General features: G+C 65.8%; 8 protein-coding genes and 2 pseudogenes. 6 read left to right on the top strand and 4 right to left on the bottom strand.

The annotated features are described in order from the left end of the window. The first annotated feature begins 2 nt into the window (after nucleotides 1-2). Both CF165_RS44720 and CF165_RS44715 read left to right on the top strand, forming a co-directional pair. Complete coding sequence (locus tag CF165_RS44720; RefSeq protein WP_093953673.1) at nucleotides 3-2732, top strand: RNaseH domain-containing protein; 2730 nt, start codon at nucleotides 3-5, stop codon at nucleotides 2730-2732. A gap of 90 nt (nucleotides 2733-2822) precedes the next feature. Then, nucleotides 2823-3917: a hypothetical protein gene (locus tag CF165_RS44715; RefSeq protein ID WP_240522094.1), complete on the top strand. Its 1095-nt coding sequence runs from the start codon at nucleotides 2823-2825 to the stop codon at nucleotides 3915-3917. 535 nt (nucleotides 3918-4452) lie between these two features. Here CF165_RS44715 and CF165_RS44710 read toward each other — a convergent pair. Together CF165_RS44710 and CF165_RS44705 are read right to left on the bottom strand one after the other, a co-directional pair. Then, on the bottom strand, nucleotides 4453-5577 hold the full coding sequence (locus CF165_RS44710; protein WP_093953670.1) for a serine/threonine-protein kinase: 1125 nt from the start codon (nucleotides 5575-5577) through the stop codon (nucleotides 4453-4455). Between the two features lie 3 nt (nucleotides 5578-5580). Then, complete coding sequence (locus tag CF165_RS44705; RefSeq protein WP_143268831.1) at nucleotides 5581-6045, bottom strand: hypothetical protein; 465 nt, start codon at nucleotides 6043-6045, stop codon at nucleotides 5581-5583. A gap of 251 nt (nucleotides 6046-6296) precedes the next feature. On the opposite strand from CF165_RS44705, the pseudogene CF165_RS53130 reads away from it, so the two are divergent. Continuing rightward, nucleotides 6297-6572 (top strand): annotated as a pseudogene (locus tag CF165_RS53130) (transposase); the annotation flags it as partial. 259 nt (nucleotides 6573-6831) lie between these two features. Here CF165_RS53130 and CF165_RS53125 read toward each other — a convergent pair. Beyond that, on the bottom strand, nucleotides 6832-7242 hold the full coding sequence (locus CF165_RS53125) for a hypothetical protein (RefSeq protein ID WP_167441760.1): 411 nt from the start codon (nucleotides 7240-7242) through the stop codon (nucleotides 6832-6834). On the opposite strand from CF165_RS53125, the gene CF165_RS53920 reads away from it, so the two are divergent. Both CF165_RS53920 and CF165_RS53720 read left to right on the top strand, forming a co-directional pair. Further along, a complete protein-coding gene (locus tag CF165_RS53920; protein ID WP_369126871.1) occupies nucleotides 7141-7353 on the top strand; it encodes a hypothetical protein in 213 nt (70 codons plus the stop codon). The two genes, CF165_RS53125 and CF165_RS53920, sit on opposite strands and share 102 nt — an antisense overlap. Continuing rightward, a pseudogene (locus CF165_RS53720) lies at nucleotides 7311-7511 on the top strand (ATP-binding protein); the annotation flags it as partial. The gene CF165_RS53920 and the pseudogene CF165_RS53720, both read left to right, overlap by 43 nt. A gap of 555 nt (nucleotides 7512-8066) precedes the next feature. Here CF165_RS53720 and CF165_RS44695 read toward each other — a convergent pair. Then, nucleotides 8067-9719: a DUF2079 domain-containing protein gene (locus tag CF165_RS44695; protein WP_093953668.1), complete on the bottom strand. Its 1653-nt coding sequence runs from the start codon at nucleotides 9717-9719 to the stop codon at nucleotides 8067-8069. A 339-nt stretch (nucleotides 9720-10058) separates the two neighbouring features. Between CF165_RS44695 and CF165_RS44690 the strand changes: the two genes are divergently transcribed. After that, nucleotides 10059-16292 carry a PA14 domain-containing protein gene (locus CF165_RS44690; RefSeq protein ID WP_240522093.1) on the top strand — a complete coding sequence of 2078 codons (6234 nt, stop codon included), beginning with the start codon at nucleotides 10059-10061 and terminating at the stop codon, nucleotides 16290-16292. Nucleotides 16293-16983: the final 691 nt, after the last annotated feature.

The raw sequence follows: 16983 nt of genomic DNA, 5'->3' as shown, positions 1-16983 counted from the left end.
CGATGCCAGCCAAACCCAAGTACGAAGACCTCAAACTCGCCGCATTCCAGCTTCGGACCGACGTCCCCTGGGAGCGCCGCTTGTACCTGCTGCGCTTCCCCGAGCCCTGGAAGAAACCACTGACCACCCTCGCCAAGGCACGCCGGAACGGCGAGGAAATTCGCTCGATCCCGATCACGCTGCTCAACGACGTCATCGCGGCCCTGGTACCCGACGTCATCACAGTCGCTACACGCGCGACTATCGGCGAGAACGCGCCGTGGATCTACAGCGACGTCGAGGTGAACACCGAGTCGCTGTTCGCCATCATCGCGACCTGGATCCGCGCCACGGCAACGGACCCGGCAAAGGCCGAAGCGATCCTGAGCAGACTGCACCAATCCGATCTTGTCTGGACTCCCTTGGATGTCGACTTCACCACGTTGACCTCCGACAGCGCCGACGAGATCCAGTCCGACGAGCTCTACCGCCTCCTGCCCCACGTCATCGCTGCGGAACTGAGCGCACCGGGACTCCAGCATGTGCACCTGATGCCGAAGAACCCCGACGCGGATCCCGCAGACGCCGAACCGGCGGACGTCGAGCAGGTGATCTCGCAGTTCCACCGGACGCCCGCCGAACAGGGCGCGTGCGTGATGAACTGGCCACCGCACCGTATGCCCCATCGTCCCTTGTCCTACATGATCAATATTACGGCTCAGAGCCGGGCGTTCAACTCGCAGCCGCTGGTACACATCTCTGTGGGGACGCGCAGGTGGGCGCATAAGGAAGCCAAGCTGAGCTTCAACCAGGGGCACAGCGTCTACATGCTGCCTTCCCTGCCGTGGCTGCCGGGGCTGAACCAATCACGCAGCTTCCTCGTGGCCTCGATCGAGTCTTGGAAGAAGGACGCGCCGAACACCGAACAAGGCTTTGAGTACTCAGCCCGATGGTCAGGCGGAAAGATCGGGAAGATCCTCCGGGAACTCGGACTATCCGAGAAACTTCCCGACCCCGAGGTACTCAAGGGCGAGCCCACCGCGTACCTGGGAGCGCCCAACGCCGCGGCGCTCGTCTTCCGCAACGGCATGTACTCCTTCGACCACCCAGTCGCCCCAGGGACGTCCCTCGCGGACAAGGTCCCGCTCGTCGAATGGGTCACCAACACCCTTGCCGATCGACTGGTTCCCGTCGAGAACCTGCGCAAGGGATCCCAAGTCTTCCTGGACTCCAAAAAGCTTAAGGAGTCCAAGTTCGCGGCCTCGGAGGCAGCCCAACTGCGAAAGGCCATCGCGGACACCGTCGGGGAGACCCTTGGCGTCGACATCTTCTACGACACCAATCACACCAAGAACTGCGCCCGTGCCACCCTGGCCAAGCTGCTCGGCATCGAGGTACCTGAGGACACAGACCGCGTCACCGGAAAACCCGAAACCATCATCACCGACGAACTCACCATCCTCACTACCGTGCGCCCCGTCGGCGCATGGGGCGGCGGGCTGGCCGGCGACGACACGACGATCACCAACAAGGACCGCTTCCAAGCGGCCGTGAACAGTCGCATCGATAAGATCGGTGAGGAGCTCGGAAACGCCGAAGTGCCTACCATCTCGCTGGTCGAGATCAAGGGCAAGAAGTCGTACGCCGGCAAGCAACGGACTTCCGACCCGAAGTTCGCGATCAAGGTCGGCTTGTCCCGGACCGGTCGACTGTCCCAATGTGTCACTGAAGCCCCAGAACCGGTCCCGGCCGAAGGCAATCAAGAAACAACCGCATCCGACTCCAGTCTGGAGAAGATGCGTTTCAGCTGGTTTGACCTACTGCGCCAACTGGGAGTCCGTGCCACCGACCTTCCCGTCCAACCGGAAGGAACCACCGTCCGGGAAGCACCCGCTTACCTCGCGTTCTGGCTGGTCCGCCAGAACCAGCGCAGTCGTTGGGAAGGCATCACGCGTCAGGTTCCCGTCGCCGTCCTAATCGACCCGACTGGGCGGCATGTTCAGGCTTGTGCGCCCAACGTCCGGTGGACACCCCTGCACCGCGCACAGCACGAGATCAGTCGGCATCACATGCTCACAGACCAGAAGCGAACCCCCGAAGAGATCACCCGCTTCTTCGAGCAGGTCCTTCGAAGCGTCGCCCGCCAATACCCGTCGCTGCTGTTGCTGACCAGCGCCCAGAACCTCAGGTGGGGTTGGCCGCACCTCAACAACCCCGACATGGCTATCGACACGATCAAGTTCGGCCAACAACCTCAAGACATCACCCGGTACCCCGGTCTCCGGCACGTCCGTCTGCGCGCGACCGAACGCCACGAGGTGCCCGACACGTGGGCCGCCAACAGCAAGGAAGAAGGCCACTCCGCCGGCTACTGGATCGCTGAGGATCGCATCTTCTTCAGCACTGGCGAAAAGCCCCGCACGGCCAGCAACGCCGTCAAGAGCGCATCAAAGGTCGTACCCCGATGGCGAAAGGGGGAACTCGTCAACCCATCAACCAAATCGATGGTGTGGAACGCCCGCGCGCTCGAGTTCACCGTCGCGGCAATCCAGCCCGGCGATGTCCCAGAAGACTGGGCTGCAGTCGCGCACGATCTCCGCTGGGCCACCCCGCACTACGACTACTCCATCGCGCTACCGTGGCCACTCGCAGTCGCCAAGCAACTCGCTCAATACATCATGCCCCTCGATCTCCTCGACGACGTGGACGAGATCGAGGCAGACATCTCATCACCGGCCGACGACGGGAACTAGGCACCGCCAGTGTTGGCGGAGCTATACACGCCGATCTCCGCCAACTCGACATTCATCAGCCTGCATTGGCGACGGACCCAAGGAGCCTTCTTGCCCACTTGCCCCTTCTGCGGCTTCGTCGGCAAGCTGACCGCCGAGCATGTCTTCGGGAACTGGCTGTCGCGGATCGGCCTCGACCTGGAACCAATTGCACACGGCGCTGGGCCGCTGAATCGCGTAGGGCAGGACCTGGGTGTGCGTCCGCCGTTCCGCCAGACGGTGCGCGTCTGTGGCGGCTGTAACAACGGCTGGATGAGTCGCCTCGAGGCGGTCGCCGCGCGGGTCCTGACACCCTTCATCCTTGGTGAAGCGGGGCAGATCGCGACCGAAGAGGCGGGAGCCGTCGCGGCGTGGGTCCAGAAGACAGCGCTCACAGCCATGCTCGTTTCGTCCGAGACCCAGCGCAGCGCAGGCTATGGGCTCCCGCAATCGGAGTACCGTGGGCTAACGAACGCCAGAAACGACATGCAACCGCTTCCGGCCAGTCAGTTCTGGGTCGGGCGGTACACCGGAGCGAGCCGGTTCGCTTCGACGTGGGTCATTCCGTTGACGGTGACGGCCAGTGAGTTGCCTGAGCCCGACCGGCCGCAGGGTTACGCGATGACCCTCGTTCTGGGGCAACTGTTGCTGCACGGTGTGCGGTTCACGACCCCAAGCCTGCAAGTCGAGGTGACCACCAGGCAGGAGTTGCCGCAGTTGTGGCCACCTGCGGAACGAGTCGCGTGGTCCAGCGGGATGCCCGTAGACGATGCGGCCTTCCTTGGCTTCGCCGCAGGCAAAGACCTTCGTTCGATGGAGCGGCATATCGAGGTACGGCCGTGGAAGCCCGCGACGGAGCTTCCTGAAAGCAGGACTGTTGACGGCATGGTGGAGCTGCCGACCGCCTGCGGCAAGCACGTCGTGTACTACCCCGCCGGCCTGGTTGACGAGGCGCGGCGCGGCAGGTTCTACGCATTCGGGACAGCTTGTGAGTGTGGCACGGCCTATCTCGTCCAGACCGAGCCTGATGGCGCTCACTGCAAGGCAGCGAACTCGGTGGATGTCATCTCTGAGTTGTACGAGAGCTCGCCTGGAAAGGAAGTTGTGCTTGAGGACCAGCACGGCATGTTCACCTGCAAGCGACTACCGGAACCCTCAGAGCACTGATGTGAAAGTGAAGCAGAGATATCACGGTCGTGGTCATCCGCAATCCGACGGCGGCTTCGGCCGGTGTACCCCCGAGTTCCCGGACCGAGCAAGTTCCCCTGGTCCATCAGGCTAGCGGCGTCTGCACGTTTCCTGCCGATGTCTCGCGCACTGTCGGGGGTCGGCGCTACTGTGACGGTATGAGCAAGGACGGTCTGACGCGACTGGTGGTGTCGCTTATGGTGTCCGGCGGGGTGGCCGCCGTGGATGCCGCGCATCCTGCCGATGCTCATGCTGCTGTGCTCCGCGCGGTCCGTCTGCCAGGTGGCGAGATGCTCTCCCGCGTCTTTGGCACGGAGGTGCGTACAGCGCCGGACCCCAGCGTCGGGTTGCGCGTCCTCGGCCTGACCCAGGCCCTTTGGAGGGCAGTCGGCCGCGGTTGGCTTGAGCCCCGCGACGGAGGCGGGCAAGCGCTACTCGTGCTTTCGGACACCGCTGCAAAGGACCTCGCAGCGGAGCTCAGCCAACTCGACCGATCCCAAGGCTGCGCGGTGCGTCAGGCTGGTGCCGCCTGGGCAAGGGACTCCACCTGCCTGAAGAATTCGGTCAGCGCCTTCGCGTCCCCCGCGTCCGTGTAGCTGCTTAGCCTGCGGATGCTTCGCCAAGGGCTGCCCGGCTTCTGCCACTCGGCGGTTACCTGTACCCGTCCGGCGTGACGTCCACGCGCCACTTCGATCGCCTGGACGCGGTAGTGTCGGCGCCTCGCAGGAATCTTGGTGGGCGGCCAGGTGCCGACCCATTCGCCGAGCAGTTCTGTCCCAGATACACGTCGCCAGTCAACGTATTGCAGCCCGTTCAGCTTGCGGAGCGCGGAGCGTGCTGTGTCTGGCCGCCTGGCAGGTTCCACCCGCACCAGTGAACTGACAAACTTCCTCACGTTGGGCGGCACATGCGGCGGGAATGTGTACCACCGGTCGGTCATCGCGCGCTTCCCCGCGGCAAGGCGAGCGTCAACCTCGGAAAACTGGATCTGCTCGTACGGGAACCTGCCGGCGAGCATCTCGATCGTTGTAACGCCGATCGAGTAAAGATCAGACCTGAGAGTCACGTGCCCAGTGGACTTGGCCTCGGGGGCGAGGTACAAGGGCGTGCCCCCGTAATCCGGCGCTGTGCCTGTGCGTGGATCGATTTTGCCAGCCGACCCAAGGTCAGCGATGACTGCATTCTCCCGTGACTGATCGAGAAGGACATTGCCGGGTTTCACGTCCCTGTGCACATACGCGCGATCCTGGTGCAGGTACTCCAGGGCGTCCAGCACCTGGCCGCAGATCCTCATCGCATCGGCCAAGCCGAACCTGTGCCCGTCCATGAGCGCGTCGTAGACGCTCCCTCCGGGGTAGTAGTCGCAGATGAAGGTCACGGCGTCCAGACCACGGAACTGGGGGTCGGGTTCCCACTGGGCGTCCCATACCTCGATCAGATGCTTGTGCCGGGCCTCCTTCAACAGGTGCGGCTCGCGGGCCACCCCATCGGGCACACTGAGGAGGGAGATCGTTTTCTGTACGACGTCACGATCGAAGATGTCGTGCCTCGCAAGCCGGCAGATGCCAACGTTGCCCTCCCCGATTGTTTGAAGGATCTCGTAGGTGGGCCGTTGAAGTAGGTCTCCGACGATGGGCATATCTCACTCTCCGACGATCTCTGCGCGTGCCGCCACAGCGGCGAGATCCCGCTTCTTCGTCCAGTATTTCCCTACTGGGGTATCGAAGACGCTGGCCACGTGGTCGGCGACCGCGCCCTTGCGTGGGAGGCCCAGCCGGGAGCGGAGCGTCGCGCGGGCGAGCCGAACGCAAGTTACCTCGGCGTCTACTGCGCAAGATGCCAGGAGCGCCTCGGCGGTAAACCGAGTCCGCATGTCCGCAACCTTCGGTACCCGCCTACCCGGTTCCATGTCTAGGATCACGACCCGGTTGGGTGATAGTGCCGTCAGCGCGTGAACGCACTCGTCTCGGAACGCCACGATGGCGTACCCGGCATGGGGGCCGTCGCGCAACTCAAGGTAAGTCGGTTCGGTTTCTAGCACACCGTTGTCGTCGACCAGGCAGAGCCACAGCTTGCCGCCCGCCGCGTTAACGCCGAGAACTCTCAAATCTAGTTACTCGCCCCTCGCCAGTCCGGATCTGCAGGGTACCCAGGGTAAGCGATCAGGCCGACGCGGCGTTGAATGCCTCATCCTTCACTCGTGGGTAATATCGCGGCCTGTCGCCGAGCTCATCGGCGCAGTGGATCGAGACGTAGCCGACGCGGGTCGGACAGTCGGTGGTCGGCTCACGATCGTGGTCGCTGTCCGCTGCGGCTGCGTCACGACCGGGGAGATCTCTGCGCACTTGGCCGAGGTCTATGGGGCCGAGTTGTCCCGGCAGACGATCTCCACGATCACCGACAAGGGCCATCGAGGGCATGGTCGAGTGGCAGAACCGGCCACTCGATCCGGTGTATCCGGTGATCTTCATCGACGCGCTCAACGTCAAGATCCGTGACGGGCAGGTCGCCAACCGGCCGATCATGTTCCGCTGGCGGTGAGCTGCGAGGGCCGGCGCGACAATCCTCCGGTTGTGGGCCGGTGGCGGCGACGAGGGCGCCAAGTACTGGCTGCACGTACTGACCGAGCTGAAGAACCGCGGTCTCGCCGACGTGCTCATGGTCGTGTGTGACGGGCTGACCGGCCTGCCGGAGTTCGGTATCGTCCGCTGGATCACCCGCCCCATCCGATCGCTGGACCAGCCACCGCCCAGCTCGCCGACGGCGTCCTCACCGGCCCACCGCGGCCCGGCCAAACTCCGCCGCCTCGCGGCACGCTTCACCCGGATGGCGACCCGGCTGCAGCACCTGCTTGGCACCCAACGCGTGTTCGCCGCCGACGCCTGCCGCCAGCTCAAATCCCTCGCTCACCGCCCTGCGGCTGCGCCTGGAGAACCTCGAACCCGACCTGCGTCCCGACGCCCGTCCCAGCCTCGACACCGCCCTGGGCGGGGTCGACCGCCTCACATAGGTGGTTACCGGCCTGCTCGCGCTGGCCGGCCTCGACGACGCCGCCACAACACCCGAACCCGCTGATCTCGACGCGATACTGGCCGACCGCGTCGAGACCTGAAGCGCCACAGCTGCCGAACACCGCGTTCGGCTCTCCCGGCAGGGCGGTCCTGCCGGGTAGGTCCTCACCGTTCCGGGTGGGCTGGAGCAGATCGTCGACAACCTGCTCGCCAACGACCTGCGCGCCACCGGGCCTGGCACCACGATCACCCTCGCCTCCACGCGCGGCCTCGAAGGCGACGTCGAGCTGCACATCATCGATCAGAGACCCGGGATGACCGCCGAACAGCGCGCCACGCGTGTGACCACTTCAGGCGCAACTCGGCCGATGCCCACGCTGGCGAAGGCAGCGGCCTCGGCCTGACGATCGTCGCCCGGCTCGCGCGAGCAGCCGGTGGTGACGTCGCCCTCGAATGCGCTGCAGGTGGTGGCCTCGACGCCACCGTCCGTCTCCGCCGTGCTCCACCATCATCGGCAGGCGGGCTTCCGGAACGACATCACCGGGTCTTGGCATCCCGGTAACCGAGGCTCTGACCGGGCTGATTCCCGCGCGTCGCCGCAAGGGGAGGCGAACGAAGACGGGTTCTGTAGGACGGCCGCTGAGCGGTCGGCTGCTGCGTAAGCCGCCGGTAGCCGCACTGGCCGCTGCCCGGTAGGTCGTCCGTCCACTTCCAGGATCACGAACGAGGGAGCATTTATGCTCCATAAACGGCGACGATCGACGTCGATTGGCGCCGAATCACGGCATGAGCGAATGCAAACATCCCAGCTAGATCGACTGAGGGCGACCCGGGTCTAGAACCTCCAGTTAACCGGAAGGCTTCAGGTTCGAGTCGAAGTGGGCGTGAATAATCCCGCGTCAGAGCTCTGACATGTTCATGCTCATGGGGTCGCGCGGTTGGCCGCGGCAAGCGTCGGGGCCAGCCGCCGTGACGTGCGGTGTGATCGACGGCTGTCCGTTTGCTGTGACGGCTGGCCCCAAGGTAGGGGAGCACACCCGCACTATCGGCGCAGAACAAGGTCGTGCACGGCTCCGCAGCGCCTCGCCGCGACCATCCAGGCGCTGCGGCTGAGAATTCAGCTGATGCGGTAGAGACGGCCGCCCTGGACTGCGAGGATCGTGAGCGGTCCGTTCGTAGGGCCTGCCGTTGCCTGCCAGGCTGTCGCTCCTGGCGCGGCTTTCGGGGTTTGCCCGGGGGTGAGGGGCAGGCCGGTGATGCCGCCGCCGGTGACTGTGCCGGTCTGGTCGGTGATGAGGATGCAGTCCGGCCGGGTGCCGTTGACGACGGCCCAGCCAGTGGTGATGTCGCCCGCGTCGGTGGCGGGGGCGTCGAGGGCGCCGGCCGGTGTCGGTTGTGCGGTCGTCAGGTCGAGGTGGCTGCCGAGTTCGGGGCCGTGACAGCCGAGGGTGAAGCTGTCGTTGAACGGGTAGGCGCCCAATGCGCGGGCCGCGGGGCCGGCGGCGCGCTGGATGTGCAGGGCATCCAGCGCTGCGGGGGCGTCGACTCGCAGGGCGATCGCGGACAGGTTGAGCGGCGCGTAGCTGCGACGGACTTCGTCGGCCTTCCCGCCACCAACGGCGTGGGTGACCAGGGACAGTGCGACGGCCGCCACGACGAGATACCGCTGCGGCCACTGTGGACGGTGCACAGTGGTCAGGACGAGCAGCGCGGTGGTGGCCAGCGCGGCGACCAGGACGTACCGGCTGATCAGCCCGACGTTACCTCCGGGAACGTTCGTCGTCGTCCGGCCGAGCGCGAGCATCAACGCCAGAGCGACGGCGTAGCAGGCTAACCCCGCCCAACCCGCTTCGGTCGCCGCCGGCCGATGGATGACGGTGTGGCGCAACAGCAGGGCGAGCAGGGCGATGGTGAGGCTTCCGGCGATCACCGCGAGAACAGCGATGTCCACCGACCACAGTCCACCGACCGCGGCGGCGACGACGGACAGCCGTCCGTCCGGGTCGAAGGCGTCCGTCGCCCCGGACTGCGTCCCTGCGGGTTTGGTCAGCCACCATGCGGCGAGGATGACGAGCCCGGCCGCTGCGGGGATGACAACGCGGAGCCGGGGTTCCTTGCGCAGCCAGGCGATGAAGGCGATGACGAACCAGATCGGCAACGCGGCGCCGAAACTCAGGCAGCCCAGCACCGCGGCCGCGTACGCGCCGGCCCGGCGACCGTGGTGCGCACAGGCGATCGCGATCGTGCAGAACGTGACCGCGGGAACCCAGCTGATGCCGTTCGTGCTCTGCAGCCACAGCTCGGTGGCGTGGGAGGTGAACAGCAGCCAGGACATGGCCGCGGTCAACGCCGCCCGCGTCGCCGGGTTCAAGTGTCGCGGCAGCATCGTCCACAGTGCGAACACCGCGACCGCAAGCAGGGCGATCGTCAGGACCGTCAGGACGCGGTTGTCGCCGCCGAACCAGGCCGCGTCGACGTAGAACAGCAGCGAGGGCACGACGAACGGCTGGTCGAGGTGGTAGGTGAAGACCTGGCCGAGCAGCAGGTGACCGGTGTCGTCGGTGATCTTCGCGAAGACGTGCCAGTAGTCGAGCAGCACGTGCATCTTCGGCGCACGCACCGCGGCCAGGAGTGCCAGCGCAACGGGAACGGCGGCGAAGGCCCACAGCGCCGCGACGCCGAGCCGAGGCGCGGAAGGTCGCCGGATCTTCGCGGTTGTGCGCGGGATCGGTGCGGTGACGTTCGGGGCGTCGAGCGCGGGCTGGGGCATCGGTCTCCTGCCGAAGGGGCGGTATGTGGTCCGGCGACGGCAGGACCGGCGGCGATCGTAGCCGGTGGGCCGTCGCCTTCAGGCTGGCGGTGATCAGCGCTTCTACTGGATCGGTCATCGACTGGCAATTGTGTGATTCGTCTCACTCGACGGTGTAACGGTGGCGTGAGGTTCTGCCGATGCTTGCTGCGGGCGCGGGACGAAAATACCCGGCCTACCAGGGCAAATCGGGCATTACATGCACGAAGTGCCCGGCACCATCCCGTGGCGGCAGTCGTGCTCCGCGGGCCATTGGGGGCGATCACGGCGGATGCCGGGTCGCCGGGGGAGGAACTGGCCGTGCTGCGGTTGTCGCGTCCTGTCCATCTTGTCGGCTGGGGCAGAGCGCTCGTGCTCGCGCTGACGATGACGCTGCTCGCCGGCAGCGCCGAAGCGATCGCGGCGCCGCCGCGCCTGGCTGAAGCGCCGAAGCCGATCGATCCGCGCGACGTCGGGTTGCTGCCCTCGGCCGCGCCCGCTCCCGCCGCGCCGCAGGCGCCGTCGAAGGCGGATTTCGCCGCGTCGAGCCGGCTGGACGGCGGCGCGGGAACGCACTTCGACCCACAGCGGTCGACGCCGGTGTCACGGTCGATGTTCGTCACCGAGTACGTCAACCCCGACGGCACGCACTCGGTGCGGCAGTCGAACCAGCCCCTGAACGTCCAGGACGAGCACGGCCAGTGGCAGCCGGTCCAGACCACCCTGACCACCGACCCGGCGACCAAGCGCGCCGACGCTGACAACCACCCCCTGAGCCCGTCACTGGCCACGAAGGCCAACGACGCCGCGGTGCTGCAGGTCGAATCCGGCGGTCACACCGCGGGCCTGGCGCTCGACCAGGCCGCCCCGGCGACCGCCGCGGTGAAGGGTGATTCGGTCACCTACCCGGAGGTCGCGGCCGGGACCGACCTGGACTACGAGGTCACGCCGGGCGCGGTGAAAGAGACCATCAAGCTCAAGCGCCCGCCCGCCGACGGCCGCTCGTCGTGGCGCTTCAAGCTCACCACCGGCGACCTGACGCCGAAGCTGGAGAAGAACGGCGCCGTCACCCTGGCCGACAAGAGCGGCGAGGCGAAGATCGTCCTGCCGCCGATCGAGACCTGGGACTCCGCAGGCCACGGCGACACCGCCCCGGCGATGACCGGAGGCACCTACACCCTCGACAAGGCCGGTACGGACTGGTGGCTGACCGTCGCGGTCGACCCGAACTGGTTGCGCGACCCCAAGCGCGTCTATCCCGTGTTCGTCGACCCGACGTTCACCTACGGCGTCACCGAGTCGCACGCCTACCGCTCCGACGGCACCGTCTGTGACGCGTGCGGTCTGCGGATCGGCAACAGCCAGGCCAACGGCGACACCTACAACCGCAGCGTCTTCCACATGGACTACTCGCCGTTGTTCGGCAAGACCGTGGTCGGCGCGCGGATGGACCTGACCCGCAACACCAGCGTCGTCGGCTCGCTGAAGACGTGGAACGCGAACCTGTATCACGCGTCGGCGTTCAACTACAACGGCGTCGGCGGCTACATGACCAGCGCACTGGTCGGTGACGTGGGCAGCTTCGTCGGCGAAGGCATGACCGGGTTCATCCGCGACCGCGTCAACGCCCGCGACGGCACGGTCTTCTTCATGATGATCGGGGCGGAGAACCCCGGCACCTGGACCTACAAGAACCTCAACGCCACCCTCACCGTCGACACCGGATCCCCAGCCCCGGCCGCGACACTGGTCGCCCCGGCGGACGGCACCGTGTCGACGTCGACGACCCCGACCTTGGCAGTCAATCCTGTCACCGACCCGGACGGTGAGCAGGTCAAGTACTGCTTCCGCATCGCCACCGGTGCCGACGCCAAGTCCGGCGTCGTCGTCGAGTCCGGCTGCCTGACCACCCCGACATGGACCGTTCCGGCGGGGGTCCTGCAGGACGGCGTCGCCTACACCTGGCAGGCGATGACCTACAGCGGCACGACGACGATCACCCCGACCTGGATCGGCCACTTCAAGATCGACCAGCGGATCGGCGACCACGGCCCCTCGCCGGTGGACACCGCCGGACTGGTCAGCGTCAACCTGGCTAACGGCAACGTCTCCACCAGCGAGCAGACACCGTCGTTCACCACGGTCGGCGGCAATGCCGGGCTGAGCTTCACCTACAACTCGCAGCAGGTGGAGAACAAGGGGCTGAAGGCGTCCTACTTCGTCGATCTGTCGCACAACGGCATCGTCAATGACGCGCAGCAGCCGGTGCTGGTGCGGACCGAGCCGCAGGTCAACGTTGACTGGGGTACCGACTCGCCGTTCGCGCCCGCGTTGCCCGCGGACTGGTTCGTCGCCCGCTGGGAAGGCTTCTTCCAGGCCCCGGTGACCGGGACCTACCAGTTCGCCGGGGTGCACGACGACGGTGGCACCGTGTGGATCAACGGCGCCAAGGTCTACGAGGTCAACACCGCCAGCGACCTGAACTGGACCCAGGCGACCGGCGTCTCGCTGACCGCTGGGCAGCGGGTGCCGATCAAGGTGGAGAACGCCGAAGCGACCGGGGCGGCGAAGATGCGGCTGTTCGTCCGCACCACCGACAACACCACCGTCGCCCCGCAGATCGTCCCCGCCGACTGGCTGTTCACCTCGGACCTGCCGGTGCTGCCTCAGGGCTGGACGCTCTCGGCCGACCTGGACGGTGACGGGTCAAGCTATACCGAGGCCAAGGTCACCGATCAGAACATCGTCCTGACCGACGCCACCGGCGCCAAGCACACCTGGACCAAGAAGAGCACCGGCGGTTACACCGCCCCGGACAACGAGGACGGCACGATCGCCCTCGACACCGCCGGCAAGATCACCCTCAACGAAGGTGGCGCGGTCTACGTCTTCCGCGCCGATGGCAAGCTGGAAACTCAGACCAGCGTGCTGGACAGTCGGAAGCCGGCGACGTTGCAGTACCTATACGACGGGACCCCGTCGCGGTTGCGGGAGATCAAGGACCCGGTCTCGGGACGGTCGCACGTGCTGCACTACAACCGTCCCGGTGATGACTGCTACGGCGGTGTCACCCCGCCGCCCGGTGCCGCGGCGCTGCCGCCGTCGCAGATGCTGTGCCGCATCACTTACTGGGACGGCACTGAAACCCGCCTCTGGTACTTCGGAACGGGATCGCTCCAACTCGGGCGCATCGAGGACCCGGGCTCGGAGATCACCGACTACGGCTACAACGCCCAGGGCCTGCTCGGCGCGACGCGCAACAGCCTGGCCAACGACTGGATCGCCGCCGACCCCGCCAACCGTCAGGCCAACGCGGGCGACCTGATCACGTCAGTCGGTTACGACACCGCGGTCAAGCCGAAGGTCACCGGTGTCACCTTGCCCCCACCGGCCGTCGGTCAGCCGCATCCGGGCCGGGCGTACCGCTACGACCCGGCCAACCGGCAGACCTTCGTCGACGTCCTCGGCCTGTCCCCGGCCACGGGGTTTTACTCCAAGGTCGCCTATGACGACGCCGATCGGGCGCTGTCCACGACGGATGCGACCGGCCGGACCACCAGCGAGACCTGGAACGTCAAGGACCAGCAGCTGACCTCGACCGACGCCGCAGGCCGGGTGTCGACCACGGTCTACGACTACGCCGACCGGCCCACCGATACCTACGGGCCCGCGCCGGCGTCCTGCTTCACCGGCCAGACGCCGACCGCTGCGTGCGCTGCCACCGTGCCGCACACCCATACCGGCTACGACGAAGGCCTCAACGGTCTCTCCGTGTCCTGGTACGACAACGACCAGCTCTCCGGCGCGCCGAAGGTCTACACCACCGGACTCGGTACGGCGGACGGCACGTTCGTGAAGGACTGGGGTTCCGCGGCGCCCACCGCGGGAATTCCCGCCGACCACTTCTCGCTGCGCGCGACAGGCGAACTCGTGTTCCCCGCCGCTGGTGACTACACGCTGCGGCTGCTCGCCAACGACGGCGTCCGCGTGTGGGTCGACGATCAGCTCGTCATCGACGACTGGATCAACTCCACCGCGAAGTGGCGCCAGGGCGTCGTGCACGCCGACAGCGCCGGCCAGGCCAAACGGATCCGTGTCGACTACTACGAGTTCGACCTCTCCGCCCAGCTGGAACTGCACTGGACCACACCGTCCGGCACCCAGCAGCCCGTTCCCGGCACCCAGCTGCGCCCGCACTACGGGCTCAAGACGTCGACCGCCACCTCGGAATCAAACGGTGTACCAGACAAGACTGGCAGTGCTCAGTACGCACAAGCAGGCTTGGACGCCACTTACGGACTGGCCACTAGCGCGACTGCCGGTGCCGCGAGCGGTGCACTGACGTCGAAGGTCGGCTACGAAGCTGCGGGAACGGGCTACCTGCGCAAGGTGTCCAAGACCATGCCCAGTGGGGCGACCACCACCTACTCTCACTACGGCGACACTGAGATGCGTGCGAACCCGTGTGTTGCGGGGAGCCCCGCGGTCAACCAGGGCGGAATGCCCAAGTCAACGATTTCAGCGGCTCCGGCCGCAGGGGCAGCGCGGGTCGACGAACAGGTCTACGACGCCTCGGGTCGGACCGTCGCCAAAGCGACGTCCGGTGACTGGATCTGCACCACTTACGACGCCCGGGGCAGGGTCGTTGCGGTGAAGACTCCGGCCAACCCCACAGAGGGCGAACGGACCGTCACCACTGACTACGCCGTGGGCGGTGACCCACTGACCACCGCTGTGGCCGATACCGCAGGCACGATCACCAGTCGTATGGACCTGCTCGGTCGCACGGTGTCCTACACCGACGTCTATGGCACCAAGACCGACACGACCTATGACCAGGTAGGGCGTGTGGCCTCGCAGAAGGTGACGCCACCCAACCCGGCCGATCCACCACAGCTCACCACGCCGGGCTACGACGACGCCGGTCGCATACTGACAACCAAACTCGACACCACAGTGCTGGCCACCTCGAAATATGACGCGGCCGGCGAATTGGCGACGGTGACGTACTCGAACGGCTCGGCGCTCTCCGCGATCGGAAAGGACCCAGCAGGGGAGGTTACCTCCCTGACCTGGACGACCAGTGACAGTAAGAGTGTGGTCTCCCAGGTCAGCCGCACGCGCGCCGGCACCATTATCGACGAGCAGCTCGGCGGTGTGGATGCGAATCCGGGTGGTCCCAACTACGTCTACGACTCGGTCGGAAGACTGACCGAAGCGTACGTAGCAGGTCACCACTACACCTACGATTTCGCCTCCAACGCGCCAGCAGCATGCCCGGCAGGTACACAGCCCAACGCTGGCCTCAACACCAACCGGGTCAAGCTACTGGACCAGACTGCCGCAGGCACAGCAGAGACCGATTCCTGCTATGACGGGGCCGACCGAGTCCTCGCCACCACCGGCGCGAACGCGGTCACCGGCTTCGGGTACGACACGCACGGCAACACCACTCAGTTCACCTCAGGAGGTTCGACCACCTACCTCGGCTACGACGCAGCAGACCGCCACATGACTGCGCGGACCACGGGAGCCGATCCCGCCGACGTCGCCTACGTCCGTGACGCCACGGACCGCGTCACCCGGCGCGCTGCTGCGCAAGGCGACGCGACGACCGACGTCCTGTACTCGTTCACTGGCGCCGATGACAGCCCGGACTTTGCCCTCGGCAGCGACAAGCGGATCCAGACCCGCACGATCAGCCTGCCCGGCGGCGTCCTCTACACCGCGAAGGGCAGCGTCGGTACGGCACAGCCCAGCTGGGACGTACCCACGGTCCGAGGCGACCTGTGCCTAAGCGTCGATAATTCCGGGCACCAGATCGGAGCGTTGCGGACATACACGCCGTTCGGTGAACCGCTGGCAACCGATGGAACAGTCGACAACGACAACGTTCCAGACAATCAGCCTGGCCACATGGACTATGGCTGGCTCGGACAGCACCAACGTGCCTACGAGCACGCCGGCGCGCTGTCCATCGTCGAGATGGGTGCCCGACCTTACAGCCCATTGCTCGGCCGGTTCCTCTCAGTCGATCCAGTTGAGGGCGGTTCCGCCAACGACTACGACTACGTCGCTGCCGATCCGATCAACGCCACTGACCTGGGTGGTGACCGCGCCAAACGGCGTTACCACCGCAGCTATCACCGGTCCCGTCAGCATGCGCGCCGCCACGTGCGCGCTCGTCATGTTGTGTCACGTCGCGCGCATCATGCCTCTAGTCGCCGCAGCGTTACTCGTTCTCGCTATGCTGGTGGCGGCGGCGCTTCCGGAGGAGGTGGCGGCGCTTCAGGAGGAGGCGGTTTCCATCAAAATGACGGATTTACTGAATACGGCTGCGCACGCCACGACGATGATTGCGTCATGGGAAACTTCTTCGGCGACGCGTCAAAGAATGCTCTCATTACGGCCGCTGGCGGTTGTGCCGCAGCAATCTGGATAGCCGGGGTTGGCTGTGTTGCAGCAGGGTTTGCCGGTGGAGCAGGAGCTTTCATTGGGACCTTTGTGTGGGACGTCGGTAAATACATCTGGGATGCGTGGTCCTATGCGAAGTAAGAGCAATATCACTGTCGTCATATTCATTGCCGGCGTCGTAGCCGCGATTGCCGCATCTGCACTAAGCGACGGTTCCTGGCTGGGTCGAATCGTCATCATAGTACCGATTCTTCTTGTTGTCGCAGGACTGTCGGCCATACTTAAGGCTCGACAGAAGGGCAAAAATAATTCGAGCTAGCTAGAGGTGCTCCAGTTAGCTGCTGGTCCATCCTCGTGGCGTCAAAGCGAGGATGGACCAGCGTTTTGTCGATATTGTAATTAGTCGAATGTCCTGCGCGTAACGGTTCCAGCACTCCTTGCGCATTGCACTCGAAATAAGCTGCATTAACCGCAGGGGTCCGGCATGCTGGAAGCATCCTTCAGGTCTTGACTGGGCCCTCCACTACTGCAGCTTGGTCGCCTGCCCCTTTGTTGAGAAGCTGCCTGGTCATGAAAGGCAGCGCTCGCCGCGGACGGCGAGCGAGGAATTGCAACAAGGAGGCCGCGTCGGAGGCGCGGGACATCCTCCTCGACGCAAGCGCTGGTCGTCCGCGGCCGGCGAGGATCGCAATCGGATCACCTTGAGGCTCGAGTCGCCGAGCACCCAGGCGCTGGCCGTCCCTGAACGGGAGGATCGCAACCTGTTGCAGGCCGTAGTTGCGACAGTCGGGGAGCGGCCGATCAGTTCCTGATGATCACAAACGAGGGAGCA

This window comes from Amycolatopsis vastitatis (assembly GCF_002234595.1).
GTDB lineage: Bacteria > Actinomycetota > Actinomycetes > Mycobacteriales > Pseudonocardiaceae > Amycolatopsis > Amycolatopsis vastitatis.
The sequence above is the reverse complement of the archived record's forward strand: the minus strand, read 5'-3'. Positions and strand labels throughout refer to the sequence as shown.

Coding starts and splice junctions, on each gene's coding strand:
- CF165_RS44710 (WP_093953670.1), bottom strand. CDS start 5,577: ATGCCCATCGTCGGAGACCTACTTCAACGGCCCACCTACGAGATCCTT.
- CF165_RS44720 (WP_093953673.1), top strand. CDS start 3: ATGCCAGCCAAACCCAAGTACGAAGACCTCAAACTCGCCGCATTCCAG.
- CF165_RS44695 (WP_093953668.1), bottom strand. CDS start 9,719: ATGCCCCAGCCCGCGCTCGACGCCCCGAACGTCACCGCACCGATCCCG.